The following is a 25,954-nucleotide window of genomic DNA, read 5'->3' on the forward strand; positions in this document are numbered from 1 at the left end:
AGAAAGCAATGAAAGCTCTGCTCGATCTATTCAAGCAAGTCCAACAGGAAGAAGTTTTCGACGCGATCAAGATCGGTCTGGCCTCGCCGGACAAGATCCGTTCGTGGTCGTTCGGTGAAGTGAAGAAGCCGGAGACCATCAACTACCGTACGTTCAAGCCGGAACGCGATGGTCTCTTCTGCGCGAAGATCTTCGGGCCGATCAAGGACTACGAGTGCCTGTGCGGCAAGTACAAGCGCCTGAAGCACCGCGGCGTGATCTGCGAGAAGTGCGGCGTCGAAGTGACGCTGGCGAAGGTGCGTCGTGAACGGATGGGCCACATCGAGCTGGCCTCGCCGGTCGCGCACATCTGGTTCCTGAAGTCGCTGCCGTCGCGTCTGGGCATGGTGCTCGACATGACGCTGCGCGACATCGAGCGCGTGCTGTACTTCGAAGCCTACGTGGTGATCGAACCGGGCATGACGCCGCTGAAGGCGCGGCAGATCATGACCGAAGAGGATTACTACAACAAGGTCGAGGAATACGGCGACGAATTCCGTGCCGAGATGGGCGCGGAAGGCGTGCGTGAGCTGCTGCGCGCGATCAACATCGACGAGCAGGTCGAGACGCTGCGCACCGAACTGAAGAACACCGGTTCGGAAGCGAAGATCAAGAAGTACGCGAAGCGCCTGAAGGTCCTCGAGGCATTCCAGCGCTCGGGCATCAAGCCCGAGTGGATGATCCTCGAAGTGCTGCCGGTGCTGCCGCCGGAACTGCGTCCGCTGGTGCCGCTGGACGGCGGCCGTTTCGCGACGTCGGACCTGAACGACCTGTATCGCCGCGTGATCAACCGTAACAACCGGTTGAAGCGTCTGCTCGAGCTGAAGGCGCCTGAAATCATCGTCCGCAACGAAAAGCGGATGCTGCAGGAAGCCGTCGACTCGCTGCTCGACAACGGTCGTCGCGGCAAGGCGATGACGGGCGCGAACAAGCGTCCGCTGAAGTCGCTCGCCGACATGATCAAGGGCAAGGGCGGTCGTTTCCGTCAGAACCTGCTGGGCAAGCGCGTCGACTACTCGGGCCGTTCGGTCATCGTGGTCGGCCCGACGCTGAAGCTGCACCAGTGCGGTCTGCCCAAGCTGATGGCGCTCGAGCTGTTCAAGCCGTTCATCTTCAACAAGCTGGAAGTGATGGGCGTCGCGACGACCATCAAGGCTGCGAAGAAGGAAGTCGAGAACCAGACGCCGGTGGTGTGGGACATCCTCGAAGAGGTGATCCGCGAGCACCCGGTGATGCTGAACCGTGCGCCGACGCTGCACCGTCTCGGTATCCAGGCGTTCGAGCCGGTGCTGATCGAAGGCAAGGCAATCCAGCTGCACCCGCTCGTCTGCGCGGCGTTCAACGCCGACTTCGACGGTGACCAGATGGCCGTTCACGTGCCGCTGTCGCTCGAAGCGCAGATGGAAGCGCGCACGCTGATGCTTGCGTCGAACAACGTGCTGTTCCCGGCCAACGGCGATCCGTCGATCGTGCCGTCGCAGGATATCGTGCTGGGTCTGTACTACGCGACCCGCGAAGCGATCAACGCGAAGGGCGAAGGCCTGTCGTTCACGGGCGTGTCGGAAGTGCTGCGCGCGTACGAGAACAAGGAAGTCGAGCTCGCATCGCGCGTCAACGTGCGGATCACCGAAATGGTCCGCAACGAGGACACGTCGGAAGGCGCGCCGGAATTCGTGCCGAAGATCTCGCTGTACGCGACGACCGTCGGCCGCGCGATCCTGTCGGAGATCCTGCCGCACGGCCTGCCGTTCTCGGTGCTGAACAAGCCGCTGAAGAAGAAGGAAATCTCGCGCCTGATCAACACGGCGTTCCGCAAGTGCGGTCTGCGCGCGACGGTGGTGTTCGCCGATCAGCTGATGCAGTCGGGTTTCCGTCTCGCGACGCGCGCCGGTATTTCGATCTGCGTCGACGACATGCTCGTGCCGCCGCAGAAGGAAACGATCGTCGGCGACGCCGCGAAGAAGGTGAAGGAGTACGACCGCCAGTACATGTCGGGTCTCGTCACCGCGCAGGAACGCTACAACAACGTGGTCGACATCTGGTCGGCGACGTCGGAAGCGGTCGGCAAGGCGATGATGGAGCAGCTGTCGACGGAGCCGGTAACGGACCGCGACGGCAACGAGACGCGCCAGGAATCGTTCAACTCGATCTACATGATGGCCGACTCGGGCGCCCGGGGTTCGGCGGTGCAGATTCGTCAGCTGGCCGGTATGCGTGGCCTGATGGCGAAGCCGGACGGCTCGATTATCGAGACGCCGATTACCGCGAACTTCCGCGAAGGCCTGAACGTGTTGCAGTACTTCATCTCGACCCACGGTGCACGTAAGGGTCTGGCTGATACGGCACTGAAGACCGCGAACTCGGGTTACCTGACGCGTCGTCTCGTCGACGTCACGCAGGATCTGGTGGTGGTCGAGGACGATTGCGGCACGTCGAACGGCGTCGCGATGAAGGCGCTGGTCGAAGGCGGTGAAGTCGTCGAAGCGCTGCGCGACCGTATCCTCGGCCGCGTCGCGGTCGCGGATGTCGTGAATCCGGAAACGCAGGAAACGCTGTACGAATCGGGCACGCTGCTCGACGAAACGGCGGTCGAAGATATCGAACGCCTCGGCATCGACGAAGTGCGCGTGCGCACGCCGCTGACCTGCGAAACGCGTTACGGCCTGTGCGCAGCCTGCTATGGCCGCGACCTCGGCCGCGGCTCGCTCGTGAACGTCGGCGAAGCAGTCGGCGTGATCGCGGCACAGTCGATCGGTGAACCGGGCACGCAGCTGACGATGCGTACGTTCCACATCGGTGGTGCGGCATCGCGTGCGGCAGTGGCTTCGTCGGTCGAAGCGAAGAGCAACGGTATCGTGCGCTTCACGGCGACGATGCGTTACGTCACCAACGCGAAGGGCGAGCAGATCGTCATCTCGCGTTCGGGCGAGGCGCTGATCACCGACGATTTCGGCCGCGAGCGCGAGCGTCACAAAGTGCCGTACGGCGCGACGCTGCTGCAGCTCGATGGCGCGACCATCAAGGCCGGCACGCAGCTCGCGACGTGGGACCCGATGACGCGTCCGATCATCACCGAGTACGGTGGTACGGTGAAGTTCGAGAACGTCGAGGAAGGCGTGACCGTCGCGAAGCAGATCGACGACGTGACCGGTCTGTCGACCCTGGTCGTGATCGACGTGAAGCGTCGCGGTTCGCAGGCGTCGAAGAGCGTGCGTCCGCAGGTGAAGCTGCTCGACGCGAACGGCGACGAAGTGAAGATCCCGGGCACGGAGCATGCGGTGCAGATCGGCTTCCAGGTCGGCGCACTGATCACCGTGAAGGACGGTCAGCAGGTGCAGGTGGGTGAAGTGCTCGCACGTATCCCGACCGAAGCGCAGAAGACGCGTGACATTACCGGCGGTCTGCCGCGGGTGGCGGAACTGTTCGAAGCGCGTTCGCCGAAGGATGCGGGCATTCTCGCGGAAGTCACCGGCACGACGTCGTTCGGCAAGGACACGAAGGGCAAGCAGCGTCTCGTCATCACGGACCTCGAAGGCAATCAGCACGAGTTCCTGATCGCGAAGGAAAAGCAGGTGCTGGTCCACGATGCTCAGGTCGTCAACAAGGGCGAAATGATCGTGGACGGCCCGGCCGATCCGCACGACATCCTGCGTCTGCAGGGTATCGAGGCGCTGTCGCGCTACATCGTCGACGAAGTGCAGGACGTGTACCGACTGCAGGGCGTGAAGATCAACGACAAGCACATCGAGGTGATCGTTCGCCAGATGCTGCGTCGTGTGCAGATCACCGACAACGGCGATACGCGCTTCATCCCGGGCGAACAGGTCGAGCGTTCCGACATGCTGGACGAGAACGATCGCATGATCGCCGAGGACAAGCGTCCGGCGTCGTACGACAACGTGCTCCTCGGTATCACGAAGGCGTCGCTGTCGACCGACTCGTTCATCTCCGCGGCATCGTTCCAGGAAACGACCCGCGTGCTGACCGAAGCGGCGATCATGGGCAAGCGCGACGATCTGCGTGGCCTGAAGGAAAACGTGATCGTCGGCCGTCTGATTCCGGCCGGTACGGGTCTCGCGTTCCACAAGGCGCGCAAGGCGAAGGAATCGTCGGATCGCGAGCGTTTCGACCAGATCGCAGCGGAAGAAGCGTTCGATTTCGGTCCGCCGAGCACGCCGAGCACGCCTGCGGAAGAGCCGCAGCAGCATCCGGCAGCCGAGTAAGGCCGGGCGGCGCGAGCCGCCTTGCTACGCTGTCGCTGAAACCGCCCAGTTTCGACTGGGCGTTTTTTTTTATCCGTCGTTCATGCGCATGACGGGCTTGCAACGGCGCCTGCCGCAGGCCCGTCATGCGCGTGAACGGAACCCGTCCGGATGGCCAACGTTGCGCGATTCGCCGCGCGACTCGCGAGCGGGTTGTTAAAATCCGGGTCATCGTTTTGCCGTCCTCGTTCTCATTCATGTCCCGCGCCCTCGAAATCCTCGACGAAGTCTTTGGTTATCCCGCGTTTCGCGGCCAGCAGGGCGAGATCGTCGAGCACGTCGCCGGCGGCGGCGATTGCCTCGTGCTGATGCCGACGGGCGGCGGCAAGTCGCTGTGCTACCAGATTCCCGCGCTGCTGCGCCGCGAGGCCGGGCAGGGCGCCGGCATCGTCGTGTCGCCGCTGATCGCGCTGATGCAGGACCAGGTCGCCGCGCTGTCCGAAGTCGGCGTGCGCGCGGCCTATCTGAATTCGACACTGTCCGGCGCCGAGGCCGCAGCCACCGAGCGCGCGTTGCGCGAAGGCGAGATCGACCTGCTGTACGTCGCGCCCGAGCGGCTGATGACCGCGCGCTTTCTCGACCTGCTCGAGCGCGCGAAGATCGGCCTGTTCGCGATCGACGAAGCGCATTGCGTGTCGCAATGGGGGCATGACTTCCGCCCGGAATACATCCAGCTGTCGGTGTTGCACGAGCGCTTCCCGGCGGTGCCGCGCATTGCGCTGACGGCAACCGCCGATGCGATCACGCGCGACGAGATCGTCCACCGCCTCGCGCTCGATGACGCGCGCGTGTTCGTGTCGAGCTTCGACCGGCCGAACATCCGCTACCGGATCGTCGAGAAGGACAACGCGCGCGCGCAGCTGCTCGATTTCATCCGCGCCGAGCACACGAACGCGGACGGCACGACCGACGCCGGCGTCGTGTATTGCCTGTCGCGCCGCAAGGTCGAGGAAACCGCCGAATGGCTGAAGGCGCAGGGCGTGCGGGCGCTGCCGTATCACGCGGGCATGGAATTCGAGGTGCGCCAGAAGCACCAGGAAATGTTCCAGCGCGAAGAGGGCATCGTGATGTGCGCGACGATCGCGTTCGGGATGGGGATCGACAAGCCGGACGTGCGCTTCGTGGCCCACCTCGACCTGCCGAAGAGCGTCGAGGGCTATTACCAGGAAACCGGCCGCGCAGGCCGGGACGGCCTGCCGGCGAATGCGTGGATGGCGTACGGCCTCGGCGACGTCGTCCAGCAGCGCAAGATGATCGACGAGTCCGACGCGGACGATGCGCACAAGCGCGTGCAGTCGTCGAAGCTCGACGCGCTGCTCGGCCTGTGCGAGACGATCTCGTGCCGCCGTGTGCGCCTGCTGAACTATTTCGGCGAGGCGAGCCAGCCATGTGGCAACTGCGATACCTGCCTCGAGCCACCCGATTCGTGGGATGCCACCCGCGAGGCACAGATGGCGCTGTCGTGCGCGTTCCGCGCGCAACGCGCGAGCGGCTTCAACTTTGGCGCGAGCCACCTGATCGAAATTCTGCGCGGCAGTCGCAACGAGAAGATCCTGCAGCGCGGTCACGACACGCTCAGCACGTTCGGCATCGGCGCGTCATTGTCGGAGCCGGAATGGCGGGCGATCTTCCGGCAGCTCGTCGCGTACGGCTTGCTCGCCGTCGACCATGGCGGCTTCGGCGCGCTCGTGCTGACCGAGGCCGCGAAGCCCGTGTTGAAGGGTGAGGAAAAGGTCACGCTGCGGCGCTACGTGAAGCCGCAGCGCACGCGGCAGTCGTCGAGCCGCAGCGGCACGCGGGTCGATCCGACGGCCGGCATGGGCACGCGCGAGCGCGCGCGCTGGGACGCGCTACGCGCGTGGCGCGCGGAGACGGCCAAGTCCGACGGCGTGCCGGCCTACGTGATCTTTCACGATGCGACCCTCGCCGAGATCGCGCGCAACGCGCCGGAATCGATCGACGATCTGCGCCACATTCCGGGTATGGGCGTCCGCAAGCTCGAGCGCTTCGGCGACGAGATCATCGACGTCGTCGAATCCGCCTGACGACGGCTTTCGGGTGTGCCCGCGGTACCCGGCGCCAAGCCGGAAAATCACGCAACCCGTTGACTTGCTTGGTATTTCCGGAATATGATGCTAGGTTCCGGTTCTCGGTGGGACAGGTTGTGAGCGAAAGTTCGTGCCCGTTTTCCGGATCCGGAGGTCAATCGCACCTCGATTCTCGCTTTGCCCGAAATCGATGTGCGGATTTTGTTCAATTTCAGGAATAAACAATGCCAACCATCAACCAACTGGTTCGCAAAGGCCGTCAGTCGGAAACGACGAAGAGCAAGAGCCCGGCCCTGCAGGACTGCCCCCAGCGTCGCGGCGTGTGCACCCGTGTGTACACGACGACGCCGAAGAAGCCGAACTCGGCACTCCGTAAGGTCGCCAAGGTTCGTCTGACGAACGGCTTCGAAGTGATTTCGTACATCGGCGGTGAAGGCCACAACCTGCAGGAACACTCGGTTGTGCTGATCCGCGGCGGCCGTGTGAAGGACTTGCCGGGTGTGCGTTACCACATGGTTCGCGGCTCGCTGGATACCCAGGGCGTCAAGGACCGTAAGCAAGCGCGCTCGAAGTACGGCGCGAAGCGTGCAAAGGCTGCCAAGTAAGCAGTTTTTGATCAGGGATCGCCTCATGGCGGTCAAGGCGGGAGTGCCGGATTGCCGGTGCTGTCGAGTAAGTGGTCACCCGGCCAAGCTGGTTAGTCGTGAAGATGTGATCGGGTTTGTTGGTGGCCGCGGAGCTGGATGCAGCTCCAACTGAACAAGTAAAGGAAGAATCATGCCGCGTCGTCGCGAAGTCCCCAAGCGGGAAGTGTTGCCGGATCCGAAGTTCGGCAACGTTGATGTTGCCAAGTTCATGAACATGCTGATGCTGTCCGGCAAGAAGTCGGTCGCAGAGCGCATCGTTTATGGCGCATTCGAACAGATCCAGACCAAGGGTGGCAAGGACCCGCTGGAAGTGTTCACGGTTGCGCTCAACAACGTGAAGCCGGTGGTCGAAGTGAAGAGCCGTCGCGTTGGTGGTGCCAACTATCAGGTTCCGGTCGAAGTGCGTCCGTCGCGTCGTATGGCATTGGCGATGCGCTGGTTGCGTGAGGCTGCGAAGAAGCGCAGCGAGAAGTCGATGGCTCTGCGCCTGGCAGGTGAGCTCTCCGAAGCGGCTGAAGGCCGCGGCGGCGCGATGAAGAAGCGCGATGAGGTTCACCGCATGGCGGAAGCCAACCGCGCGTTCTCGCATTTCCGTTTCTAAGCGCCAGGCTGGGCTTTTAGCGGAAAAAAATTCCGGGCGGGTGCGCTTTTCGAGCGCCTCGCCCGTTTGTGTTGAGGCGAGATGCGACAGGGTCGCATCGCGTCAATCCAGTAGAGGATCAAAGTGGCTCGCAAGACTCCTATCGAGCGCTACCGCAATATCGGTATTAGCGCTCACATCGACGCCGGCAAGACGACGACGACCGAGCGCATTCTGTTTTACACCGGTGTTAACCACAAGATCGGTGAAGTTCACGACGGCGCTGCCACGATGGACTGGATGGAGCAGGAACAGGAGCGTGGCATCACGATCACGTCCGCTGCTACCACGGCCTTCTGGAAGGGCATGGGCGGCAACTATCCGGAACACCGCATCAACATCATCGACACCCCGGGCCACGTCGACTTCACGATCGAAGTGGAGCGTTCGATGCGCGTGCTCGACGGCGCGTGCATGGTGTACTGCGCAGTGGGCGGCGTGCAGCCGCAGTCCGAAACGGTTTGGCGCCAGGCGAACAAGTACAAGGTGCCGCGTCTCGCGTTCGTCAACAAGATGGACCGTACCGGCGCGAACTTCTTCAAGGTCTACGACCAGCTCCGTCTGCGCCTGAAGGCGAACCCGGTTCCGGTCGTGGTGCCGATCGGCGCGGAAGAAAACTTCAAGGGCGTGGTCGACCTCATCAAGATGAAGGCGATCGTTTGGGACGAGGCGTCCCAGGGCACGAAGTTCGACTATGTCGACATCCCGGCTGAACTCGTCGACACGTGCAACGAGTGGCGCGAGAAGATGGTCGAGTCCGCTGCTGAAGCGAACGAAGACCTGATGGAAAAGTACCTCGGCGGCGAAGAGCTGTCGGAGGCTGAAATCATCAAGGCGCTGCGCGACCGTACGATCGCGTGCGAAATCCAGCCGATGCTGTGCGGCACCGCGTTCAAGAACAAGGGCGTGCAGCGCATGCTCGACGCCGTGATCGACTTCCTGCCGTCGCCGGTCGATATTCCGCCGGTTACGGGTGAACTCGAAAACGGCGAGAAGACGGAACGTCGTGCTGCCGACGACGAGAAGTTCGCGGCACTCGCGTTCAAGATCATGACCGACCCGTTCGTCGGCCAGCTGATCTTCTTCCGTGTGTACTCGGGCGTCGTCAATTCGGGCGATACGCTGCTCAACGCGACCAAGGACAAGAAGGAACGTCTCGGCCGTATTCTGCAGATGCACGCGAACCAGCGTGAAGAAATCAAGGAAGTCCGCGCAGGCGACATCGCCGCTGCGGTCGGCCTGAAGGAAGCGACCACGGGCGACACGCTGTGCGATCCGGCACACCCGATCGTGCTCGAGCGCATGATTTTCCCGGAGCCGGTGATTTCGCAGGCTGTCGAGCCGAAGACCAAGGCTGACCAGGAAAAGATGGGCCTCGCGCTCAACCGCCTGGCACAGGAAGACCCGTCGTTCCGCGTGCAAACGGACGAAGAGTCGGGCCAGACCATCATTTCGGGCATGGGCGAGCTCCACCTCGAAATTCTGGTCGACCGGATGAAGCGTGAGTTCGGCGTCGAAGCGACCGTCGGCAAGCCGCAGGTTGCGTACCGCGAAACCATTCGCAAGTCGGCATCGGATGTCGAAGGCAAGTTCGTCAAGCAGTCGGGCGGCCGCGGCCAGTATGGCCACGCTGTCATTACGCTCGAGCGCAGCGAGCAAGGCAAGGGTTACGAGTTCGTCGACGCGATCAAGGGTGGTGTGATCCCGCGCGAATTCATTCCTTCGGTCGACAAGGGTATCCAGGAAACGCTGAAGAGCGGCGTGATGGCCGGCTTCCCGGTGGTCGACGTCAAGGTCACGCTGACGTTCGGTTCGTACCACGACGTCGACTCGAACGAAAATGCGTTCCGCATGGCCGGTTCGATGGCGTTCAAGGAAGCAATGCGCCGCGCCGACCCGGTTCTGCTCGAGCCGATGATGGCCGTGGAAGTGGAAACGCCCGAGGACTACATGGGCAACGTGATGGGCGACCTGTCGGGCCGTCGCGGCATCGTTCAGGGCATGGACGACATGGTCGGCGGCGGCAAGATCGTCCGCGCGGAAGTTCCGCTGTCGGAAATGTTCGGCTACTCGACGTCGCTGCGCTCGCTGACGCAAGGTCGTGCAACGTACACGATGGAGTTCAAGCACTACGCTGAAGCTCCGAAGAACGTTGCCGACGCGATCATCAGCGCGAAGTCGAAGTAAATCAGCAGCTACCAACCGATTATTTTTTGAAAGAAGAGAATCATGGCAAAAGGTAAATTTGAGCGGACCAAGCCGCACGTGAACGTTGGTACGATCGGTCACGTTGACCACGGCAAGACGACGCTGACGGCAGCGATCACGACGGTGCTGACGAAGAAGTTCGGCGGCGAAGCGAAGGCATACGACCAGATCGACGCGGCACCGGAAGAAAAGGCGCGCGGCATCACGATCAACACCGCACACGTCGAGTACGAAACGGCTAACCGCCACTACGCACACGTCGACTGCCCGGGCCACGCTGACTATGTGAAGAACATGATCACGGGCGCGGCGCAGATGGACGGCGCGATCCTGGTTTGCTCGGCAGCAGACGGCCCGATGCCGCAAACGCGTGAGCACATCCTGCTGGCACGTCAGGTTGGCGTTCCGTACATCATCGTGTTCCTGAACAAGTGCGACATGGTGGACGACGCTGAACTGCTCGAGCTGGTCGAGATGGAAGTTCGCGAACTCCTGTCGAAGTACGACTTCCCGGGCGACGACACCCCGATCGTGAAGGGTTCGGCGAAGCTGGCGCTGGAAGGCGACACGGGCGAGCTGGGCGAAGTGGCGATCATGAACCTGGCCGACGCACTGGACACGTACATCCCGACGCCGGAGCGCGCGGTTGACGGTGCGTTCCTGATGCCGGTGGAAGACGTGTTCTCGATCTCGGGTCGCGGCACGGTGGTGACGGGTCGCGTCGAGCGCGGCATCGTGAAGGTCGGCGAAGAAATCGAAATCGTCGGTATCAAGCCGACGGTGAAGACGACCTGCACGGGCGTGGAAATGTTCCGCAAGCTGCTGGACCAGGGTCAGGCAGGCGACAACGTCGGTATCCTGCTGCGCGGCACGAAGCGTGAAGACGTGGAGCGTGGCCAGGTTCTGGCGAAGCCGGGTTCGATCACGCCGCACACGCACTTCACGGCTGAAGTGTACGTGCTGAGCAAGGACGAAGGCGGCCGTCACACGCCGTTCTTCAACAACTACCGTCCGCAGTTCTACTTCCGTACGACGGACGTGACGGGCTCGATCGAGCTGCCGAAGGACAAGGAAATGGTGATGCCGGGCGACAACGTGTCGATCACGGTGAAGCTGATTGCGCCGATCGCGATGGAAGAAGGTCTGCGCTTTGCAATCCGCGAAGGCGGCCGCACCGTCGGTGCTGGCGTCGTCGCCAAGATCATCGAGTAATATCGACGATCCGCCGAGTGGTGTATCATTCGGCGTCTGGTAGTGCCCGGGACCGGGCGCCCACCCTCAGTGGGGGCCCGGTCTTACGTTCTTTTATTGATCTGGCGATGCAATATCGCCTCGCTCTTTTCAAGGAATTGTCATGCAGCAACAAAAAATCCGCATTCGTCTGAAGGCTTTCGACTATCGTCTGATCGATCAATCGGCTGCCGAAATCGTCGACACGGCGAAGCGGACTGGCGCAATCGTCCGTGGCCCGGTGCCGCTGCCGACGCGCATCCAGCGTTTTGACATCCTGCGTTCGCCGCACGTCAACAAGACGTCGCGCGATCAGCTCGAAATCCGTACCCACCAGCGCCTGATGGACATCGTCGATCCGACCGACAAGACGGTCGACGCGCTGATGAAGCTCGACCTGCCGGCTGGCGTCGACGTGGAAATCAAGCTGCAGTAAGGCTTCCAGCGCCGCCCGGCCTGTCGGACGGCGCTAAGTCATTGATTGCTTGCGGAAAACGAACGGCCCGGCTATAATGCTTGGCTTTTCGCGTATTCGCGTAAAAAAGTCGGGCCTTGCGTGCCCGGCATTTTGTAAATCAGCCCCGACCAATCGCAGTCGGGAATGGAGAAAACGATGAGCCTTGGACTCGTAGGTCGCAAGGTTGGTATGACCCGTATCTTCACGGCTGAAGGGGATTCGATTCCCGTCACCGTGCTGGACGTGTCGGACAACCGCGTGACGCAGATCAAGACTGTTGAAACCGACGGCTACACGGCCGTGCAGGTTGCATTCGGCTCCCGTCGTGCATCGCGCGTGACGAAGCCGCTGGCAGGTCATCTTGCCAAAGCCGGTGTCGAAGCCGGTGAAATCCTCAAGGAATTCCGCATCGATGCGGCCAAGGCAGCTGAGCTGTCGAACGGCGCTATCGTTGGTCCGGACCTGTTCGAAGTGGGCCAGAAGGTCGACGTGCAAGGCGTGTCGATCGGTAAGGGCTACGCAGGTACGATCAAGCGTTACAACTTCTCGTCGGGCCGTGCCACGCACGGTAACTCGCGCTCGCACAACGTGCCGGGCTCGATCGGTATGGCGCAGGATCCGGGTCGTGTTTTCCCGGGTAAGCGCATGACGGGTCACATGGGTGACGAGACGGTGACGGTTCAGAATCTCGAAATCGCTCGTATCGACGCAGAGCGCAAGCTGCTGCTGGTCAAGGGCGCGATTCCGGGTGCGAAGGGCGGCAAGGTTTTCGTGACGCCGGCCGTGAAGACCAAGGGGGCGAAATAATGGAACTCAAGCTCCTGAACGCAAATGGTCAGGAAGGTGCAGTGGTTAACGCGTCGGACGTCGTGTTCGGCCGTGACTACAACGAAGCACTGATCCACCAGGTCGTCGTTGCTTACCAGGCGAACGCTCGCCAGGGTAACCGCGCGCAGAAGGATCGTGAGCAAGTCAAGCACACGACCAAGAAGCCGTGGCGCCAGAAGGGTACGGGCCGTGCTCGTGCCGGTATGTCGTCGAGCCCGCTGTGGCGTGGCGGCGGCCGTATCTTCCCGAACTCGCCGGAAGAAAACTTCTCGCACAAGGTCAACAAGAAGATGCATCGCGCAGGTCTCTGCTCGATCTTCTCGCAGCTGGCCCGCGAAGGCCGTCTGTCGGTCGTCGAGGACATCGTTCTCGAAGCGCCGAAGACCAAGCTGCTGGCTGAAAAATTCAAGGCCATGGGTCTCGAATCCGTGTTGATCATCACCGACACGGTCGACGAAAACCTGTACCTGGCTTCGCGCAACCTGCCGCACGTGGCAGTTGTCGAGCCGCGCTACGCTGACCCGCTGTCGCTGATCTACTTCAAGAAAGTGCTGGTCACGAAGGCTGCGGTCGCCCAGATCGAGGAGTTGCTGTCATGAGCGAGATTCGCAAGAACGATCATCGTTTGATGCAGGTCCTGCTCGCACCGGTGATCTCGGAAAAGGCGACGCTGGTTGCCGACAAGAACGAGCAAGTCGTGTTCGAAGTCGCACCGGATGCCACGAAGCAGGAAGTGAAGGCGGCTGTCGAGCTGCTGTTCAAGGTTGAAGTTGATTCCGTCAACGTGCTGGTTCAGAAGGGCAAGCAAAAGCGCTTCGGCCGTTCGATGGGCCGCCGCAAGGACGTGAAGAAGGCGTACGTTTGCCTGAAGCCCGGCCAGGAAATCAACTTTGAAGCGGAGGCCAAGTAATCATGGCAATCGTGAAAGTTAAACCGACTTCGCCGGGTCGCCGCGCGATGGTCAAGGTGGTCAACAAGAATCTGCACAAGGGCAAGCCGCATGCGGCACTGCTCGACACGCAGAGCTCGACCGCCGGCCGTAACAACAACGGTCACATCACCACCCGCCACAAGGGCGGTGGTCACAAGCAGCACTACCGTATCGTCGATTTCCGTCGCACGAAGGACGGCATCCCGGCAAAGGTCGAGCGTCTCGAGTACGACCCGAACCGCAGCGCGAACATCGCGCTGGTGCTGTACGCAGACGGCGAGCGTCGCTACATCATCGCGCCGAAGGGCGTGACGGTTGGCCAGCAGCTGATGTCGGGCTCGGAAGCGCCGATCCGTGCAGGTAACACGCTGCCGATCCGCAACATTCCGGTCGGTACGACGATCCACTGCATCGAGATGCTGCCGGGCAAGGGCGCGCAAATGGCGCGTTCGGCCGGTACGTCGGCCATGCTGCTGGCACGCGAAGGCGTCTACGCGCAGGTTCGTCTGCGTTCGGGCGAAATCCGCCGCGTGCACATCGAGTGCCGTGCAACGATCGGTGAAGTGGGCAACGAAGAGCACAGCCTCCGCCAGATCGGCAAGGCAGGCGCGAACCGCTGGCGCGGTATCCGCCCGACGGTGCGTGGCGTTGCAATGAACCCGGTTGATCACCCGCACGGTGGTGGTGAGGGCAAGACGGCTGCAGGTCGCGACCCGGTGAGCCCGTGGGGCACGCCGACGAAGGGTTACCGCACCCGCAGCAACAAGCGCACGACGACGATGATCGTCCAGCGCCGTCACAAGCGTTAAGGAGTAGGCAATGGCACGTTCTGTTAAAAAAGGTCCGTTCTGCGACGCCCATTTGCTGAAGAAAGTTGAGGCGGCTGCAGCTTCGCGTGACAAGAAGCCGATCAAGACCTGGTCGCGTCGTTCGACGATTCTGCCGGATTTCATCGGCCTGACGATCGCTGTTCACAACGGCCGTCAACACGTTCCGGTGTACATCTCGGAAAACATGGTCGGCCACAAGCTTGGCGAGTTCGCACTGACCCGTACGTTCAAGGGTCACGCGGCCGACAAGAAGGCCAAGAAATAAGGGGCAATCAAGATGGAAGTGAAAGCAATTCATCGCGGTGCCCGCATCTCGGCGCAGAAGACGCGCCTTGTGGCTGACCAGATCCGCGGTTTGCCGGTCGACAAGGCGCTGAACGTTCTGACGTTCTCGCCGAAGAAGGCGGCTGGCATCGTGAAGAAGGTTGTGCTGTCGGCAATCGCGAATGCGGAGCACAACGAAGGCGCTGATATCGACGAGCTCAAGATCAAGAGCATCTACGTCGACAAGGCTGCATCGCTCAAGCGGTTCACCGCGCGCGCCAAGGGCCGCGGCAACCGCATCGAGAAGCAATCCTGTCACATCACTGTGACGGTCGGGAATTAAGGAGCCATACGATGGGACAGAAAATTCATCCGACTGGCTTCCGCCTGGCTGTCAGCCGCAATTGGGCTTCGCGTTGGTACGCGAACAACAACAATTTCGCGGCGATGTTGCAGGAAGACATCGGTGTTCGTGAATACCTGAAGAAGAAGCTGAAGAACGCTTCGGTCGGTCGCGTCGTCATCGAGCGCCCGGCAAAGAATGCGCGCATCACGATTTTCAGCTCGCGTCCGGGTGTCGTCATCGGCAAGAAGGGTGAGGATATCGAACTGCTGAAGACGGAACTGCAACGCCGCATGGGCGTTCCGGTTCACGTCAACATCGAAGAGATCCGCAAGCCGGAAACCGATGCTCAGCTGATCGCTGACTCGATCACGCAACAGCTCGAGCGCCGGATCATGTTCCGTCGCGCGATGAAGCGTGCGATGCAGAACGCGATGCGTCTGGGTGCCCAGGGCATCAAGATCATGAGCGCCGGCCGTCTGAACGGTATCGAAATCGCTCGTACGGAGTGGTATCGCGAAGGTCGCGTGCCGCTTCACACGCTGCGTGCCGATATCGACTACGCGACCTCGGAAGCGAAGACGACCTACGGGATCATCGGCGTCAAGGTGTGGGTTTACAAGGGCGATACCCTTGGCCGCAACGACGCACCGGTGGTGGAAGAAGTAGCCGAAGACAAGCGTCCGCGTCGCAATGCGCGTCCGGGCGACCGTCGTCCGCGCCGTGATGGCGAAGGCGGCGCTCCGGGTGCTCGCCGTGGCGCACCGCGCCGTGGCGCCGGCAAGCCGGAAGACGGCAAGACTGGAGAATAACGATGCTGCAACCGAAACGCAGGAAGTATCGCAAAGAGCAGAAGGGTCGTAACACCGGCAAGGCGACGCGCGGCAACGCAGTGTCGTTCGGTGACTTCGGCCTGAAGGCGATCGGTCGCGGCCGTTTGACCGCGCGTCAAATTGAAGCGGCGCGTCGTGCCATGACGCGTCACATCAAGCGTGGCGGCCGCATCTGGATCCGTATCTTCCCGGACAAGCCGATCTCGCAAAAGCCGGCGGAAGTGCGTATGGGTAACGGTAAGGGTAACCCTGAGTACTACGTCGCAGAGATCCAGCCGGGCAAGATGCTGTATGAAATGGACGGCGTTACCGAAGAACTGGCACGCGAAGCGTTCCGTCTGGCTGCAGCGAAGCTGCCGCTGAAGACGGCATTCATCGTGCGTCAGCTCGGCGCCTAAGGAGAAAACATGAAGGCTTCCGAACTTCTCCAGAAAGACCAGGCCGCGCTCAACAAGGAGCTGGCGGACCTGCTGAAGGCGCAATTCGGCCTGCGCATGCAACTCGCGACCCAGCAGCTCACGAACACGAGCCAGCTGAAGAAGGTTCGTCGCGACATCGCACGTGTGCGGACCGTCATGACTCAGAAGGCGAACCAGAAATGAACGATAGCGTGAAAACCTCGCTGAAGCGGACGCTGGTCGGTCGGGTCGTCAGCAACAAGATGGACAAGACCGTCACCGTGCTGATCGAGCACCGCGTCAAGCACCCGATCTACGGCAAGTATGTCGTGCGCTCGAAGAAGTACCACGCGCACGATGAAGCGAACACCTGCAACGAAGGCGATCTCGTCGAAATCCAGGAAACCCGTCCTGTTTCGAAGACGAAGGCCTGGGCGGTGTCGCGTCTCGTCGAGGCAGCCCGCGTGATCTAAGCGGGCAGGCAGTAGGCAGTAACAGGCACTTCGGCAACGAAGTGCCTGAAATCGCAAAGTTTTTGCTTGCGCGACCGGGATTATTTGTTATAATCTCGGTCTTCCCTCTTTATGGGAGCCCCGTCGCGGGCGAAATTGGTGGGGGAAGCGGACAGGCGCCAGCCTGCTCCGAAAGATTCACCGAATTGCGATGGCGGGTTTCGTTTGCCGTCGCTGCTGTTCCAACCCAAGCAGCCGATTGGCTGACGGGACCAAGACTGACCGTATGCATCATGGTGGTGCATCCGGATTAAGTTGGGAAAGACAAACCATGATCCAGACCGAATCTCGGCTTGAAGTAGCCGACAACACGGGTGCGCGTGAAGTCATGTGCATCAAGGTGCTCGGCGGCTCGAAGCGTCGTTATGCCAGCATTGGCGACATCATCAAGGTGAGCGTCAAAGAGGCAACGCCGCGCGGGCGTGTGAAGAAAGGCGAAATCTACAACGCCGTGGTGGTCCGCACCGCCAAGGGCGTGCGCCGTCAAGACGGCTCGCTGATCAAGTTCGACGGCAACGCCGCTGTGCTTTTGAATAACAAGCTCGAGCCGATCGGCACCCGTATCTTCGGGCCGGTCACGCGTGAGCTGCGTAGCGAACGATTCATGAAGATCGTTTCGCTGGCGCCGGAAGTGCTGTAAGGAGTCGCGATGAACAAGATTCGCAAAGGTGACGAAGTCATCATCGTCGCAGGCAAGGACAAGGGCAAGCGCGGTGTCGTGCTGGCCGTCGGTGCCGAGCATGTGACGGTTGAAGGTATCAATCTCGTCAAGAAGCATGTGAAGCCCAACCCGATGAAGGGTACGACGGGTGGCGTGGAAGCGAAGACGATGCCCCTGCACATCTCGAACGTCGCCCTGGTCGACGCGAATGGCAAGGCGTCGCGTGTTGGCATCAAGGTCGAGGAAGGCAAGAAGGTTCGCTTCCTGAAGACGACCGGTGCCGTACTGAGCGCCTGACGCAGCGGAGTAAAAAATGGCTCGTTTTCAAGAGTTTTACAAAGAAAAGGTTGTGCCCGGCCTGATCGAGAAGTTCGGTTACAAGTCGGTCATGGAAGTGCCGCGCATCACCAAGATCACGCTGAACATGGGTCTTGGCGAAGCTGTCGCTGACAAGAAGATCATCGAGAACGCCGTTGGCGACCTCACGAAGATCGCCGGCCAGAAGCCGGTCGTCACGAAGGCACGCAAGGCAATCGCAGGCTTCAAGATCCGCCAGGGTTACCCGATCGGCGCGATGGTGACGCTGCGTGGCCGCGCGATGTACGAATTCCTCGACCGCTTCGTGACCGTTGCCCTGCCCCGCGTGCGTGACTTCCGCGGTGTGTCGGGTCGTGCTTTCGATGGCCGTGGCAATTACAACATCGGTGTGAAAGAGCAGATCATTTTCCCCGAAATCGATTACGACAAGATCGACGCGCTGCGTGGGCTGAACATCAGCATCACGACGACCGCGAAGACCGACGACGAAGCGAAGGCACTGCTCGCCAGCTTCAAGTTCCCGTTCAGAAACTGAGGTTACCGTGGCTAAACTGGCACTGATCGAACGTGAAAAGAAGCGCGCCCGCCTGGTCGCGAAGTTCGCAGCAAAGCGCGAAGCGCTGAAGGCGATCATCGAAGACCAAAGCAAGTCGGAAGAAGAGCGCTACGAAGCACGCCTGGAGCTGCAGCAACTGCCCCGCAACGCAAACCCGACCCGCCAGCGTAACCGCTGCGCGATTACGGGCCGTCCGCGTGGCACGTTCCGTAAATTCGGCCTCGCGCGCAACAAGATTCGTGAAATCGCATTCCGTGGCGAGATTCCTGGCCTGACCAAGGCGAGCTGGTAATAGGAGAAACGTAAATGAGCATGAGTGATCCTATCGCCGATATGCTGACTCGCATCCGCAACGGGCAGATGGTCGAGAAGGTATCGGTGTCGATGCCCTCGTCGAAAGTCAAGGTTGCAATCGCGCAAGTCCTGAAAGACGAAGGCTATATCGACGATTTCGCCGTGAAGGCGGAAGGTGCGAAGTCCGAACTGAATATCGCGCTGAAGTACTACGCTGGCCGTCCGGTCATCGAACGCATCGAACGCGTGTCGAAGCCTGGCCTGCGCGTGTACCGCGGCCGTAACGACATTCCGCAGGTCATGAATGGCCTCGGTGTGGCAATCGTGTCGACGCCGAAGGGCGTGATGACCGACCGCAAGGCGCGCGCTACGGGCGTCGGCGGCGAAGTCATCTGCTACGTCGCTTAAAGCCGAGGAGAGAGAAACATGTCTCGAGTAGGTAAGAGCCCGATCGCGCTGCAAGGCGCGGAAGTCAAGCTGGCTGACGGTGCGATCACCGTCAAGGGCCCGCTGGGCACCATCACGCAAGCGGTCAACCCGCTCGTGAACGTGGCGAACAACGACGGCACGCTGAATCTGTCGCCGGCGGACGAAAGCCGCGAAGCAAATGCACTGTCGGGCACGATGCGCGCGCTGATCGCGAACATGGTGCACGGCGTGACCAAGGGTTTCGAGCGCAAGCTGACGCTGGTTGGCGTCGGTTATCGTGCGCAAGCGCAAGGCGACAAGCTGAATCTGTCGCTGGGTTTCTCGCACCCGGTGGTGCACCAGATGCCGGAAGGCATCAAGGCTGAAACCCCGACGCAAACCGAAATCGTGATCAAGGGGATCAACAAGCAACAAGTCGGTCAAGTGGCAGCGGAAGTCCGCGGCTACCGTCCGCCGGAGCCCTACAAGGGCAAGGGTGTGCGCTATTCCGACGAGGTTGTGATCCTCAAAGAAACGAAGAAGAAGTAAGGGTGCGCAATCATGGATAAGACTCAATCTCGCCTGCGCCGCGCTCGCCAGACGCGTATCAAGATCGCTGAGCTGCAGGTCGCGCGTCTCGCCGTGCATCGCACGAACACGCACATCTACGCTCAAGTGTTCTCGCCCTGCGGCACCAAGGTGCTGGCCAGCGCGTCGACGCTCGAAGCAGAGGTGCGCGCAGAGCTCGCCGACAAGTCGGGCAAGGGTGGCAACGTTGCTGCTGCGACGCTGATCGGCAAGCGTATTGCCGAGAAGGCCAAGGCCGCCGGCATCGAATCCGTCGCCTTCGACCGCTCGGGCTTCCGCTACCACGGCCGCGTCAAGGCGCTGGCCGAGGCAGCTCGCGAAGCTGGGCTCAAGTTCTAAGGAAGGAATTCGTCATGGCAAAGATGCAAGCGAAAGTTCAGGCTGACGAGCGCGACGACGGCCTTCGTGAAAAGATGATTTCGGTCAACCGCGTGACCAAGGTCGTGAAGGGTGGCCGTATTCTCGGCTTCGCCGCACTGACCGTGGTTGGCGACGGCGATGGCCGCATCGGTATGGGCAAGGGCAAGGCGAAGGAAGTGCCGGTTGCCGTCCAGAAGGCAATGGAACAAGCTCGCCGCAACATGTTCAAGGTGCCGCTCAAGAACGGCACGCTGCAGCACGAAGTGCACGGCAAGCACGGCGCATCCGCTGTCCTCCTCGCTCCGGCGAAGGCAGGTACGGGCGTGATCGCCGGCGGCCCGATGCGCGCAGTGTTCGACGTGATGGGCGTTCAGAACGTCGTGGCCAAGAGCCACGGTTCGACGAACCCGTACAACCTCGTCCGTGCGACGCTGGACGGCCTGCGCAAGCAGTCCACCCCGGCAGACATCGCGGCGAAGCGCGGCAAGTCCGTCGAAGATATTTTGGGCTAAGCCCGGGTGGTCACCATGTCTGAAAAAACTGTCAAGGTTCAGCTCGTAAAGAGCCTGATCGGGACCCGCGAATCGCACCGCGCGACCGTGCGTGGCCTGGGCCTGCGCCGACTCAACTCGGTCAGCGAGCTGCAGGACACGCCGGCGGTCCGCGGCATGATCAACAAGGTCTCGTACCTCGTTAAGGTCATCGCGTAAGCGGCCCTACGGATCAAGGAGTTGATATGGAATTGAATAACCTGAAGCCGGCCGCTGGCGCCAAGCACGCCAAGCGTCGCGTCGGCCGCGGCATCGGTTCGGGCCTCGGCAAGACGGCTGGCCGTGGTCACAAGGGTCAGAAATCGCGTTCGGGCGGCTTTCACAAGGTCGGCTTCGAAGGCGGTCAGATGCCGCTGCAACGTCGTCTGCCGAAGCGCGGCTTCACGTCGCTGACGAAGGAATTCGTCGGTGAAGTGCGTCTGGGCGACCTCGAGAAGCTGCCGGTCGATGAAGTCGATCTGCTCGCACTGAAGCAAGCCGGCCTGGTCGGCGAGCTGACGAAGAGCGCAAAGATCATCGCGACGGGCGAACTGAAGCGCAAAATCGTCGTGAAGGGTCTCGGCGCCACCAAGGGTGCGCGCGCAGCGATCGAAGCGGCTGGCGGTTCGTTTGCCGAGTGACACGCCTAGCGCGTCGTCTCTAGCATTTGCATCGGAGAAAGTACTTGGCTAACAGCCCGAGTCTTGCAAAACCCGGTCGAAGCACGGCGAAGTTCGGCGATCTGCGCCGGCGTGCAATGTTCTTGCTGCTGGCGCTGATCGTCTATCGCATCGGCGCGCACATTCCCGTGCCCGGCATCGATCCGGATCAACTGGCGAAGCTGTTCCAGAGCCAGGCGGGCGGCATCCTTGGCATGTTCAACATGTTCTCGGGTGGCGCGCTTTCCCGCTTCACGATCTTCGCGCTGGGGATCATGCCGTACATCTCGGCGTCGATCATCATGCAGTTGCTGGCGATCGTGTCGCCGCAGCTCGAAGCGCTGAAGAAGGAAGGGCAGGCTGGGCAACGGAAGATCACGCAGTACACGCGGTATTTCACCGTGGTGCTCGCGACCTTCCAGGCGTTCGGTATCGCGGCCGCGCTGGAGAACCAGCCTGGTCTCGTCATCGATCCCGGCATGCTGTTCCGGCTGACGACGGTCGTGACGCTGGTGACCGGCACGATGTTCCTGATGTGGCTGGGTGAGCAGATCACCGAGCGAGGTCTGGGCAACGGTATCTCGATCATCATCTTCGGCGGGATTGCAGCAGGGTTCCCGAATGCCGTCGGTGGGTTGTTCGAGCTGGTGCGTACGGGTTCGATGAGCATCATTTCGGCGATCATCATCGTCGTCCTGATTGCCGCGGTGACTTACCTGGTCGTGTTCATCGAACGCGGTCAGCGCAAGATCCTCGTGAATTACGCGAAGCGCCAGGTCGGCAACAAGATCTACGGCGGGCAGTCGTCCCACCTGCCGCTGAAGCTGAACATGTCGGGCGTGATTCCGCCGATCTTCGCGTCGTCGATCATCCTGTTCCCGGCAACGATTCTCGGCTGGTTCAGCACGGGTCAGCCGTCGGGAAGCTGGTTCTCCAATACGCTGCATGGCGTGGCGGAGGCGCTGAAGCCGGGCCAGCCGGTCTATGTGCTGCTGTACACGCTGGCAATCGTGTTTTTCTGCTTCTTCTACACCGCACTGGTGTTCAACAGCAGGGAAACCGCGGACAACCTGAAGAAGAGCGGCGCGTTCGTGCCGGGCATCCGTCCTGGTGAGCAGACCGCACGATATATCGACCGCATCCTCACGCGTCTGACGCTGGCCGGTGCGATCTACATCGTCTTCGTGTGTCTGCTGCCGGAATTCCTGGTGCTGCGCTGGAACGTGCCGTTTTATTTTGGTGGAACGTCGCTGCTGATCATTGTCGTCGTCACGATGGACTTCATGGCGCAGGTGCAGTCGTACGTTATGTCGCAACAGTATGAGTCGCTGCTCAAGAAGGCCAACTTCAAGGGCGGCAACGTCCCAACGCGTTAAAAAGGACCTATGGCCAAGGACGATGTAATCCAGATGCAGGGTGAGGTGATCGAAAACCTCCCGAATGCGACCTTCCGTGTGAAGCTGGAAAACGGCCATGTCGTGTTGGGGCACATCTCCGGAAAAATGCGGATGCACTACATCCGCATTCTCCCGGGCGACAAGGTGACGGTTGAATTGACGCCTTACGATCTGTCTCGTGCGCGGATCGTGTTCCGGGCGAAGTGATTTGAAAAAAGGGTAATATCATGAAAGTGATGGCATCGGTTAAGCGCATTTGCCGCAATTGCAAGATCATCAAGCGCAAAGGCGTCGTTCGCGTGATCTGCAGCTCGGATCCGCGCCACAAGCAGCGCCAAGGCTGACCGCGCGTTTGTTTGCGCTTTTTGTTTGAGGAAAAACAATGGCTCGTATCGCAGGGGTTAACGTCCCGAATCACCAGCATACCGAAATTGGCCTGACGGCTATCTTCGGTATCGGCCGCACCCGTTCGCGCAGCATCTGCGTGGCAGCTGGCGTCGATTTTTCGAAGAAGGTCAAAGATCTGACCGACGCAGACCTTGAAAAGCTGCGTGAAGAAGTAGGCAAGTTTGTCGTCGAAGGCGATCTGCGCCGTGAAGTGACGATGAACATCAAGCGCCTGATGGATCTCGGCTGCTACCGTGGCGTTCGCCATCGCAAGGGCCTGCCGATGCGCGGTCAGCGTACGCGTACGAACGCACGTACCCGCAAGGGTCCGCGTCGTGCAGCGCAAGCGCTGAAGAAGTAAGCGGAACTGACAGTTACAGGAAAACGTAATGGCTAAGGCTTCGAACACCGCGGCGCAACGCGTTCGCAAGAAGGTCAAGAAGAACGTCGCTGAAGGCGTGGTTCACGTTCACGCGTCGTTCAACAACACGATCATCACGATCACCGATCGCCAGGGCAATGCACTGGCATGGGCGACGTCGGGCGGCCAGGGCTTCAAGGGCTCGCGCAAGTCGACGCCGTTCGCTGCTCAGGTTGCTGCTGAGTCGGCCGGTCGCGTGGCGATGGAATATGGCGTGAAGAATCTGGAAGTGCGGATCAAGGGCCCGGGCCCGGGTCGTGAGTCGGCAGTGCGCGCACTGCACGGCCTCGGCATCAAGATCACCGCGATTTCGGATGTCACTCCGGTTCCGCACAACGGCTGCCGTCCGCCGAAGCGTCGCCGCATCTAACGATGTGCTGGCGCAATGCCTGTCGCCGCTTAGCGTCGACGGGCTGTGCTTTTTTGATTGACTAAGCCCACCGTTCGCCCCAAAGGGCGCGAACTAGCGCGGATTCCGATCCGCGTGAGTGATTGATAAAGGAATGCAAAGTGGCACGTTATATCGGCCCCAAGGCCAAGCTGTCCCGCCGTGAAGGCACCGACCTGTTCCTGAAGAGCGCGCGTCGCTCGCTCGCCGACAAGTGCAAGCTCGACAGCAAGCCCGGCCAGCACGGCCGCATCTCGGGCGCACGTACGTCCGACTACGGCACGCAGCTGCGTGAGAAGCAAAAGGTCAAGCGCATCTACGGCGTGCTGGAGCGTCAGTTCCGCCGCTACTTCGCTGAAGCCGACCGCCGCAAGGGCAACACGGGTGAAAACCTGCTGCAACTGCTCGAGTCGCGCCTCGACAACGTCGTGTATCGCATGGGCTTCGGCTCGACCCGCGCTGAAGCGCGTCAGCTGGTGAGCCACAAGTCGATCACCGTGAACGGCGTCGTCGCGAACGTCCCGTCGCAGCAAGTGAAGGCAGGCGACGTGGTCTCGATCCGCGAAAAGGCGAAGAAGCAGGCGCGTATCGTCGAAGCACTGTCGCTGGCTGAGCAAGGCGGCATGCCGAGCTGGGTTGCGGTCGATGCAAAGAAGTTCGAAGGCACGTTCAAGCAAGTGCCGGAGCGCGCCGACATCGCTGGCGACATCAACGAAAGCCTGATCGTCGAATTGTACTCGCGTTAATCCGATTGACGGCCGAGGTACCCCGATTGCGTACAGCAAGGGGTAGCCTCGGCTGTTTATTTTCAGGGTGTTACCGGTCAGCCTTATCGGTGTAACGAGCCGAGGGTATTGAAAAGGAAAACCTATGCAAACCAGTTTGTTGAAACCCAAGATCATCGCCGTGGAATCGCTGGGCGAGAACCATGCGAAGGTGGTCATGGAGCCGTTTGAACGCGGCTACGGCCACACCTTGGGCAATGCGCTCCGCCGCGTGCTGCTGTCGTCGATGGTGGGCTACGCGCCGACCGAAGTGACGATCGCGGGCGTGGTGCACGAGTATTCGACGCTTGATGGTGTGCAAGAGGACGTCGTCAACCTGCTGCTGAACCTGAAGGGCGTGGTGTTCAAGCTGCACAACCGCGACGAAGTGACGGTAACCCTGCGCAAGGAAGGTGAAGGCGTCGTCACGGCCGGCGATATCGAGCTGGCGCACGATTGCGAAGTCATCAACCCGAATCACGTGATCGCGCATCTGTCGAAGGGCGGCAAGCTCGACGTGCAGATCAAGATCGAGAAGGGCCGCGGCTATGTGCCGGGCAACGTCCGTCGCTATGGCGAAGACACGGCCAAGATCATCGGCCGCATCGTCCTCGACGCGTCGTTCTCGCCGGTTCGCCGCGTGAGCTACGCAGTCGAAAGCGCACGTGTCGAGCAGCGTACCGACCTCGACAAGCTCGTGATGAACATCGAAACGAGCGGCGTGATCACCCCGGAAGAAGCGATCCGTCAATCGGCGCGCATCCTGGTCGACCAGCTGTCCGTGTTCGCGGCGCTGGAAGGCACGGAAGCGGCAGCCGAAGCACCGTCGCGCGCACCGCAGATCGATCCGATCCTGCTGCGTCCGGTGGACGATCTCGAGCTGACGGTTCGTTCGGCGAACTGTCTGAAGGCCGAGAACATCTACTACATCGGCGATCTGATCCAGCGCACGGAAAACGAGCTGCTGAAGACGCCGAACCTCGGTCGCAAGTCGCTCAACGAGATCAAGGAAGTGCTCGCTTCGCGCGGTCTCACGCTGGGCATGAAGCTCGAGAACTGGCCGCCGGCTGGTCTCGACAAGTAAGCCCGGTTGCTGTTGTAACTGGTCAAGATGCGGATTTTCTTTTAGAATCCGCATCTTGCTTTTTTCTGTTACCGGCCCGTGCACCCGTTGGGGTGCGATAGAAGAGCTGGATCAAAACTTTGAATCAAGGAAACTGAAATGCGCCATCGTCATGGTCTGCGGAAACTGAACCGCACGAGCAGCCACCGTCTGGCTATGCTCCGTAACATGTCCAACTCGCTGATCGAGCACGAAGTCATCAAGACGACGCTGCCGAAGGCGAAGGAACTCCGTAAAGTCGTCGAGCCGCTGATCACGCTCGGCAAGAAGCCGTCGCTCGCGAACCGCCGCCTGGCGTTCAACCGCCTGCGCGATCGCGACTCGGTCGCGAAGCTGTTCGACGTGCTCGGTCCGCGTTTCGCGAACCGTCCGGGCGGCTACCTGCGCATCCTGAAGTTCGGCTTCCGCGTCGGCGACAACGCACCGATGGCACTGGTCGAACTGCTGGATCGTCCGGAAGTCGACGAAACGGAAAACGTGCAAGAAGCTGAATAAGCTTCCCGGCACGTCGCAGTAGCAAAAAAGGGTCAAGCATTCGCTTGGCCCTTTTTGCTTGGTGGCCCGGAATGCGGTCGACGGGGTGTGGTCGACTGCCGCAGTCGGTCCGCCGGCACCATCGTGCCGGGTGCG

35 protein-coding genes are annotated in these 25,954 nt (G+C 61.1%); all 35 read left to right on the forward strand.

The annotated features are described in order from the left end of the window. The first annotated feature begins 8 nt into the window (after positions 1-8). The 35 genes from rpoC to rplQ all read left to right on the forward strand — a co-directional run bounded on the left by rpoC (position 9) and on the right by rplQ (position 25,819). Positions 9-4,262, forward strand: a complete 4,254-nt coding sequence (gene rpoC, locus G3N94_RS18625) for a DNA-directed RNA polymerase subunit beta' (protein WP_205794075.1) — start codon at positions 9-11, stop codon at positions 4,260-4,262. Between the two features lie 236 nt (positions 4,263-4,498). Further along, on the forward strand, positions 4,499-6,346 hold the full coding sequence (gene recQ, locus G3N94_RS18630; RefSeq protein ID WP_205794076.1) for a DNA helicase RecQ: 1,848 nt from the start codon (positions 4,499-4,501) through the stop codon (positions 6,344-6,346). A gap of 227 nt (positions 6,347-6,573) precedes the next feature. Then, entirely contained in the window at positions 6,574-6,954 is a 381-nt protein-coding gene (gene rpsL / locus G3N94_RS18635) for a 30S ribosomal protein S12 (RefSeq protein WP_006400662.1), read from the forward strand. A 172-nt stretch (positions 6,955-7,126) separates the two neighbouring features. After that, positions 7,127-7,597, forward strand: a complete 471-nt coding sequence (gene rpsG / locus G3N94_RS18640) for a 30S ribosomal protein S7 (RefSeq protein WP_006477195.1) — start codon at positions 7,127-7,129, stop codon at positions 7,595-7,597. A gap of 123 nt (positions 7,598-7,720) precedes the next feature. Next, entirely contained in the window at positions 7,721-9,823 is a 2,103-nt protein-coding gene (gene fusA / locus G3N94_RS18645) for an elongation factor G (protein ID WP_205794077.1), read from the forward strand. Between the two features lie 42 nt (positions 9,824-9,865). Next, positions 9,866-11,056, forward strand: a complete 1,191-nt coding sequence (gene tuf / locus G3N94_RS18650; protein ID WP_017333531.1) for an elongation factor Tu — start codon at positions 9,866-9,868, stop codon at positions 11,054-11,056. 142 nt (positions 11,057-11,198) lie between these two features. Continuing rightward, complete coding sequence (gene rpsJ, locus G3N94_RS18655; protein ID WP_004199280.1) at positions 11,199-11,510, forward strand: 30S ribosomal protein S10; 312 nt, start codon at positions 11,199-11,201, stop codon at positions 11,508-11,510. Positions 11,511-11,687: 177 nt separating this feature from the next. Continuing rightward, positions 11,688-12,338: a 50S ribosomal protein L3 gene (gene rplC / locus G3N94_RS18660; RefSeq protein WP_124599309.1), complete on the forward strand. Its 651-nt coding sequence runs from the start codon at positions 11,688-11,690 to the stop codon at positions 12,336-12,338. Continuing rightward, positions 12,338-12,958, forward strand: a complete 621-nt coding sequence (gene rplD, locus G3N94_RS18665; RefSeq protein ID WP_042582908.1) for a 50S ribosomal protein L4 — start codon at positions 12,338-12,340, stop codon at positions 12,956-12,958. The genes rplC and rplD overlap by 1 nt, the downstream gene beginning before the upstream one ends. Beyond that, positions 12,955-13,269, forward strand: coding sequence for a 50S ribosomal protein L23 (rplW, locus tag G3N94_RS18670; protein WP_004199275.1), 315 nt, complete (start codon positions 12,955-12,957; stop codon positions 13,267-13,269). The genes rplD and rplW overlap by 4 nt, the downstream gene beginning before the upstream one ends. A 2-nt stretch (positions 13,270-13,271) precedes the next feature. Further along, complete coding sequence (gene rplB / locus G3N94_RS18675; protein ID WP_205794078.1) at positions 13,272-14,099, forward strand: 50S ribosomal protein L2; 828 nt, start codon at positions 13,272-13,274, stop codon at positions 14,097-14,099. 10 nt (positions 14,100-14,109) lie between these two features. Beyond that, on the forward strand, positions 14,110-14,385 hold the full coding sequence (gene rpsS / locus G3N94_RS18680) for a 30S ribosomal protein S19 (protein ID WP_004199273.1): 276 nt from the start codon (positions 14,110-14,112) through the stop codon (positions 14,383-14,385). A gap of 12 nt (positions 14,386-14,397) precedes the next feature. Next, positions 14,398-14,727 carry a 50S ribosomal protein L22 gene (gene rplV, locus G3N94_RS18685; protein ID WP_004199272.1) on the forward strand — a complete coding sequence of 110 codons (330 nt, stop codon included), beginning with the start codon at positions 14,398-14,400 and terminating at the stop codon, positions 14,725-14,727. Between the two features lie 11 nt (positions 14,728-14,738). Next, entirely contained in the window at positions 14,739-15,539 is an 801-nt protein-coding gene (gene rpsC, locus G3N94_RS18690) for a 30S ribosomal protein S3 (protein ID WP_006400654.1), read from the forward strand. Positions 15,540-15,541: 2 nt separating this feature from the next. Further along, positions 15,542-15,958: a 50S ribosomal protein L16 gene (rplP, locus tag G3N94_RS18695; protein ID WP_006752927.1), complete on the forward strand. Its 417-nt coding sequence runs from the start codon at positions 15,542-15,544 to the stop codon at positions 15,956-15,958. Positions 15,959-15,967: 9 nt separating this feature from the next. Beyond that, a complete protein-coding gene (gene rpmC, locus G3N94_RS18700) occupies positions 15,968-16,162 on the forward strand; it encodes a 50S ribosomal protein L29 (protein ID WP_006400652.1) in 195 nt (64 codons plus the stop codon). Continuing rightward, the gene (gene rpsQ, locus G3N94_RS18705; protein WP_047899582.1) at positions 16,159-16,431 is read left to right on the forward strand and encodes a 30S ribosomal protein S17; all 273 of its coding nucleotides are present in this window, start codon (positions 16,159-16,161) and stop codon (positions 16,429-16,431) included. The genes rpmC and rpsQ overlap by 4 nt, the downstream gene beginning before the upstream one ends. Positions 16,432-16,741: 310 nt before the next feature. Next, positions 16,742-17,110, forward strand: coding sequence for a 50S ribosomal protein L14 (rplN, locus tag G3N94_RS18710; RefSeq protein ID WP_004197951.1), 369 nt, complete (start codon positions 16,742-16,744; stop codon positions 17,108-17,110). 9 nt (positions 17,111-17,119) lie between these two features. Beyond that, complete coding sequence (gene rplX, locus G3N94_RS18715; RefSeq protein ID WP_205794079.1) at positions 17,120-17,428, forward strand: 50S ribosomal protein L24; 309 nt, start codon at positions 17,120-17,122, stop codon at positions 17,426-17,428. A 16-nt stretch (positions 17,429-17,444) separates the two neighbouring features. After that, on the forward strand, positions 17,445-17,984 hold the full coding sequence (rplE, locus tag G3N94_RS18720; protein ID WP_004202757.1) for a 50S ribosomal protein L5: 540 nt from the start codon (positions 17,445-17,447) through the stop codon (positions 17,982-17,984). A 7-nt stretch (positions 17,985-17,991) separates the two neighbouring features. Further along, positions 17,992-18,297 carry a 30S ribosomal protein S14 gene (gene rpsN / locus G3N94_RS18725; RefSeq protein ID WP_006400648.1) on the forward strand — a complete coding sequence of 102 codons (306 nt, stop codon included), beginning with the start codon at positions 17,992-17,994 and terminating at the stop codon, positions 18,295-18,297. Between the two features lie 14 nt (positions 18,298-18,311). Continuing rightward, positions 18,312-18,707 (forward strand): 30S ribosomal protein S8, encoded by a 396-nt coding sequence (gene rpsH, locus G3N94_RS18730; RefSeq protein WP_011350677.1) that lies wholly within the window; start codon positions 18,312-18,314, stop codon positions 18,705-18,707. 18 nt (positions 18,708-18,725) lie between these two features. Then, positions 18,726-19,256, forward strand: a complete 531-nt coding sequence (rplF, locus tag G3N94_RS18735) for a 50S ribosomal protein L6 (RefSeq protein WP_205794080.1) — start codon at positions 18,726-18,728, stop codon at positions 19,254-19,256. 12 nt (positions 19,257-19,268) lie between these two features. After that, the gene (rplR, locus tag G3N94_RS18740; RefSeq protein ID WP_006400645.1) at positions 19,269-19,634 is read left to right on the forward strand and encodes a 50S ribosomal protein L18; all 366 of its coding nucleotides are present in this window, start codon (positions 19,269-19,271) and stop codon (positions 19,632-19,634) included. Positions 19,635-19,648: 14 nt separating this feature from the next. Beyond that, entirely contained in the window at positions 19,649-20,167 is a 519-nt protein-coding gene (gene rpsE, locus G3N94_RS18745) for a 30S ribosomal protein S5 (RefSeq protein ID WP_006752931.1), read from the forward strand. 15 nt (positions 20,168-20,182) lie between these two features. Beyond that, positions 20,183-20,365 carry a 50S ribosomal protein L30 gene (gene rpmD / locus G3N94_RS18750; RefSeq protein ID WP_006400644.1) on the forward strand — a complete coding sequence of 61 codons (183 nt, stop codon included), beginning with the start codon at positions 20,183-20,185 and terminating at the stop codon, positions 20,363-20,365. Between the two features lie 26 nt (positions 20,366-20,391). Further along, positions 20,392-20,826, forward strand: coding sequence for a 50S ribosomal protein L15 (rplO, locus tag G3N94_RS18755; RefSeq protein WP_059759907.1), 435 nt, complete (start codon positions 20,392-20,394; stop codon positions 20,824-20,826). 44 nt (positions 20,827-20,870) lie between these two features. Further along, positions 20,871-22,220, forward strand: coding sequence for a preprotein translocase subunit SecY (gene secY / locus G3N94_RS18760; protein ID WP_205794081.1), 1,350 nt, complete (start codon positions 20,871-20,873; stop codon positions 22,218-22,220). A 9-nt stretch (positions 22,221-22,229) separates the two neighbouring features. Continuing rightward, on the forward strand, positions 22,230-22,448 hold the full coding sequence (gene infA, locus G3N94_RS18765) for a translation initiation factor IF-1 (RefSeq protein WP_004521905.1): 219 nt from the start codon (positions 22,230-22,232) through the stop codon (positions 22,446-22,448). 20 nt (positions 22,449-22,468) lie between these two features. Then, entirely contained in the window at positions 22,469-22,585 is a 117-nt protein-coding gene (gene rpmJ, locus G3N94_RS18770; protein ID WP_004199844.1) for a 50S ribosomal protein L36, read from the forward strand. Positions 22,586-22,623: 38 nt separating this feature from the next. Continuing rightward, complete coding sequence (gene rpsM / locus G3N94_RS18775) at positions 22,624-22,989, forward strand: 30S ribosomal protein S13 (RefSeq protein WP_205794082.1); 366 nt, start codon at positions 22,624-22,626, stop codon at positions 22,987-22,989. Positions 22,990-23,017: 28 nt separating this feature from the next. After that, complete coding sequence (rpsK, locus tag G3N94_RS18780) at positions 23,018-23,419, forward strand: 30S ribosomal protein S11 (protein ID WP_010092939.1); 402 nt, start codon at positions 23,018-23,020, stop codon at positions 23,417-23,419. Positions 23,420-23,559: 140 nt separating this feature from the next. Beyond that, positions 23,560-24,183, forward strand: a complete 624-nt coding sequence (gene rpsD, locus G3N94_RS18785) for a 30S ribosomal protein S4 (protein ID WP_205794083.1) — start codon at positions 23,560-23,562, stop codon at positions 24,181-24,183. Between the two features lie 124 nt (positions 24,184-24,307). Then, on the forward strand, positions 24,308-25,285 hold the full coding sequence (gene rpoA, locus G3N94_RS18790) for a DNA-directed RNA polymerase subunit alpha (protein ID WP_205794084.1): 978 nt from the start codon (positions 24,308-24,310) through the stop codon (positions 25,283-25,285). A 138-nt stretch (positions 25,286-25,423) separates the two neighbouring features. Continuing rightward, positions 25,424-25,819 (forward strand): 50S ribosomal protein L17, encoded by a 396-nt coding sequence (rplQ, locus tag G3N94_RS18795; protein ID WP_006400638.1) that lies wholly within the window; start codon positions 25,424-25,426, stop codon positions 25,817-25,819. The last annotated feature ends 135 nt before the right edge of the window (positions 25,820-25,954 follow it).

The organism is Burkholderia sp. Ac-20353, assembly GCF_017104785.1.
In the GTDB taxonomy this organism is placed as follows: Bacteria; Pseudomonadota; Gammaproteobacteria; order Burkholderiales; family Burkholderiaceae; genus Burkholderia.

Coding starts and splice junctions, on each gene's coding strand:
- rpsJ (WP_004199280.1), top strand. CDS start 11,199: ATGCAGCAACAAAAAATCCGCATTCGTCTGAAGGCTTTCGACTATCGT.
- recQ (WP_205794076.1), top strand. CDS start 4,499: ATGTCCCGCGCCCTCGAAATCCTCGACGAAGTCTTTGGTTATCCCGCG.
- rplW (WP_004199275.1), top strand. CDS start 12,955: ATGAGCGAGATTCGCAAGAACGATCATCGTTTGATGCAGGTCCTGCTC.
- rplQ (WP_006400638.1), top strand. CDS start 25,424: ATGCGCCATCGTCATGGTCTGCGGAAACTGAACCGCACGAGCAGCCAC.
- rpsH (WP_011350677.1), top strand. CDS start 18,312: ATGAGCATGAGTGATCCTATCGCCGATATGCTGACTCGCATCCGCAAC.
- rplO (WP_059759907.1), top strand. CDS start 20,392: ATGGAATTGAATAACCTGAAGCCGGCCGCTGGCGCCAAGCACGCCAAG.
- tuf (WP_017333531.1), top strand. CDS start 9,866: ATGGCAAAAGGTAAATTTGAGCGGACCAAGCCGCACGTGAACGTTGGT.
- rplV (WP_004199272.1), top strand. CDS start 14,398: ATGGAAGTGAAAGCAATTCATCGCGGTGCCCGCATCTCGGCGCAGAAG.
- rpsQ (WP_047899582.1), top strand. CDS start 16,159: ATGAACGATAGCGTGAAAACCTCGCTGAAGCGGACGCTGGTCGGTCGG.
- rpsM (WP_205794082.1), top strand. CDS start 22,624: ATGGCTCGTATCGCAGGGGTTAACGTCCCGAATCACCAGCATACCGAA.
- rplC (WP_124599309.1), top strand. CDS start 11,688: ATGAGCCTTGGACTCGTAGGTCGCAAGGTTGGTATGACCCGTATCTTC.
- rplN (WP_004197951.1), top strand. CDS start 16,742: ATGATCCAGACCGAATCTCGGCTTGAAGTAGCCGACAACACGGGTGCG.
- rpsS (WP_004199273.1), top strand. CDS start 14,110: ATGGCACGTTCTGTTAAAAAAGGTCCGTTCTGCGACGCCCATTTGCTG.
- rplP (WP_006752927.1), top strand. CDS start 15,542: ATGCTGCAACCGAAACGCAGGAAGTATCGCAAAGAGCAGAAGGGTCGT.
- rpsE (WP_006752931.1), top strand. CDS start 19,649: ATGGCAAAGATGCAAGCGAAAGTTCAGGCTGACGAGCGCGACGACGGC.
- rplR (WP_006400645.1), top strand. CDS start 19,269: ATGGATAAGACTCAATCTCGCCTGCGCCGCGCTCGCCAGACGCGTATC.
- rpsK (WP_010092939.1), top strand. CDS start 23,018: ATGGCTAAGGCTTCGAACACCGCGGCGCAACGCGTTCGCAAGAAGGTC.
- rpmJ (WP_004199844.1), top strand. CDS start 22,469: ATGAAAGTGATGGCATCGGTTAAGCGCATTTGCCGCAATTGCAAGATC.
- rpsG (WP_006477195.1), top strand. CDS start 7,127: ATGCCGCGTCGTCGCGAAGTCCCCAAGCGGGAAGTGTTGCCGGATCCG.
- rpmD (WP_006400644.1), top strand. CDS start 20,183: ATGTCTGAAAAAACTGTCAAGGTTCAGCTCGTAAAGAGCCTGATCGGG.
- rplE (WP_004202757.1), top strand. CDS start 17,445: ATGGCTCGTTTTCAAGAGTTTTACAAAGAAAAGGTTGTGCCCGGCCTG.
- rplD (WP_042582908.1), top strand. CDS start 12,338: ATGGAACTCAAGCTCCTGAACGCAAATGGTCAGGAAGGTGCAGTGGTT.
- rpmC (WP_006400652.1), top strand. CDS start 15,968: ATGAAGGCTTCCGAACTTCTCCAGAAAGACCAGGCCGCGCTCAACAAG.
- rpoC (WP_205794075.1), top strand. CDS start 9: ATGAAAGCTCTGCTCGATCTATTCAAGCAAGTCCAACAGGAAGAAGTT.
- rpsC (WP_006400654.1), top strand. CDS start 14,739: ATGGGACAGAAAATTCATCCGACTGGCTTCCGCCTGGCTGTCAGCCGC.
- rpoA (WP_205794084.1), top strand. CDS start 24,308: ATGCAAACCAGTTTGTTGAAACCCAAGATCATCGCCGTGGAATCGCTG.
- rpsL (WP_006400662.1), top strand. CDS start 6,574: ATGCCAACCATCAACCAACTGGTTCGCAAAGGCCGTCAGTCGGAAACG.
- infA (WP_004521905.1), top strand. CDS start 22,230: ATGGCCAAGGACGATGTAATCCAGATGCAGGGTGAGGTGATCGAAAAC.
- rplF (WP_205794080.1), top strand. CDS start 18,726: ATGTCTCGAGTAGGTAAGAGCCCGATCGCGCTGCAAGGCGCGGAAGTC.
- rplB (WP_205794078.1), top strand. CDS start 13,272: ATGGCAATCGTGAAAGTTAAACCGACTTCGCCGGGTCGCCGCGCGATG.
- rplX (WP_205794079.1), top strand. CDS start 17,120: ATGAACAAGATTCGCAAAGGTGACGAAGTCATCATCGTCGCAGGCAAG.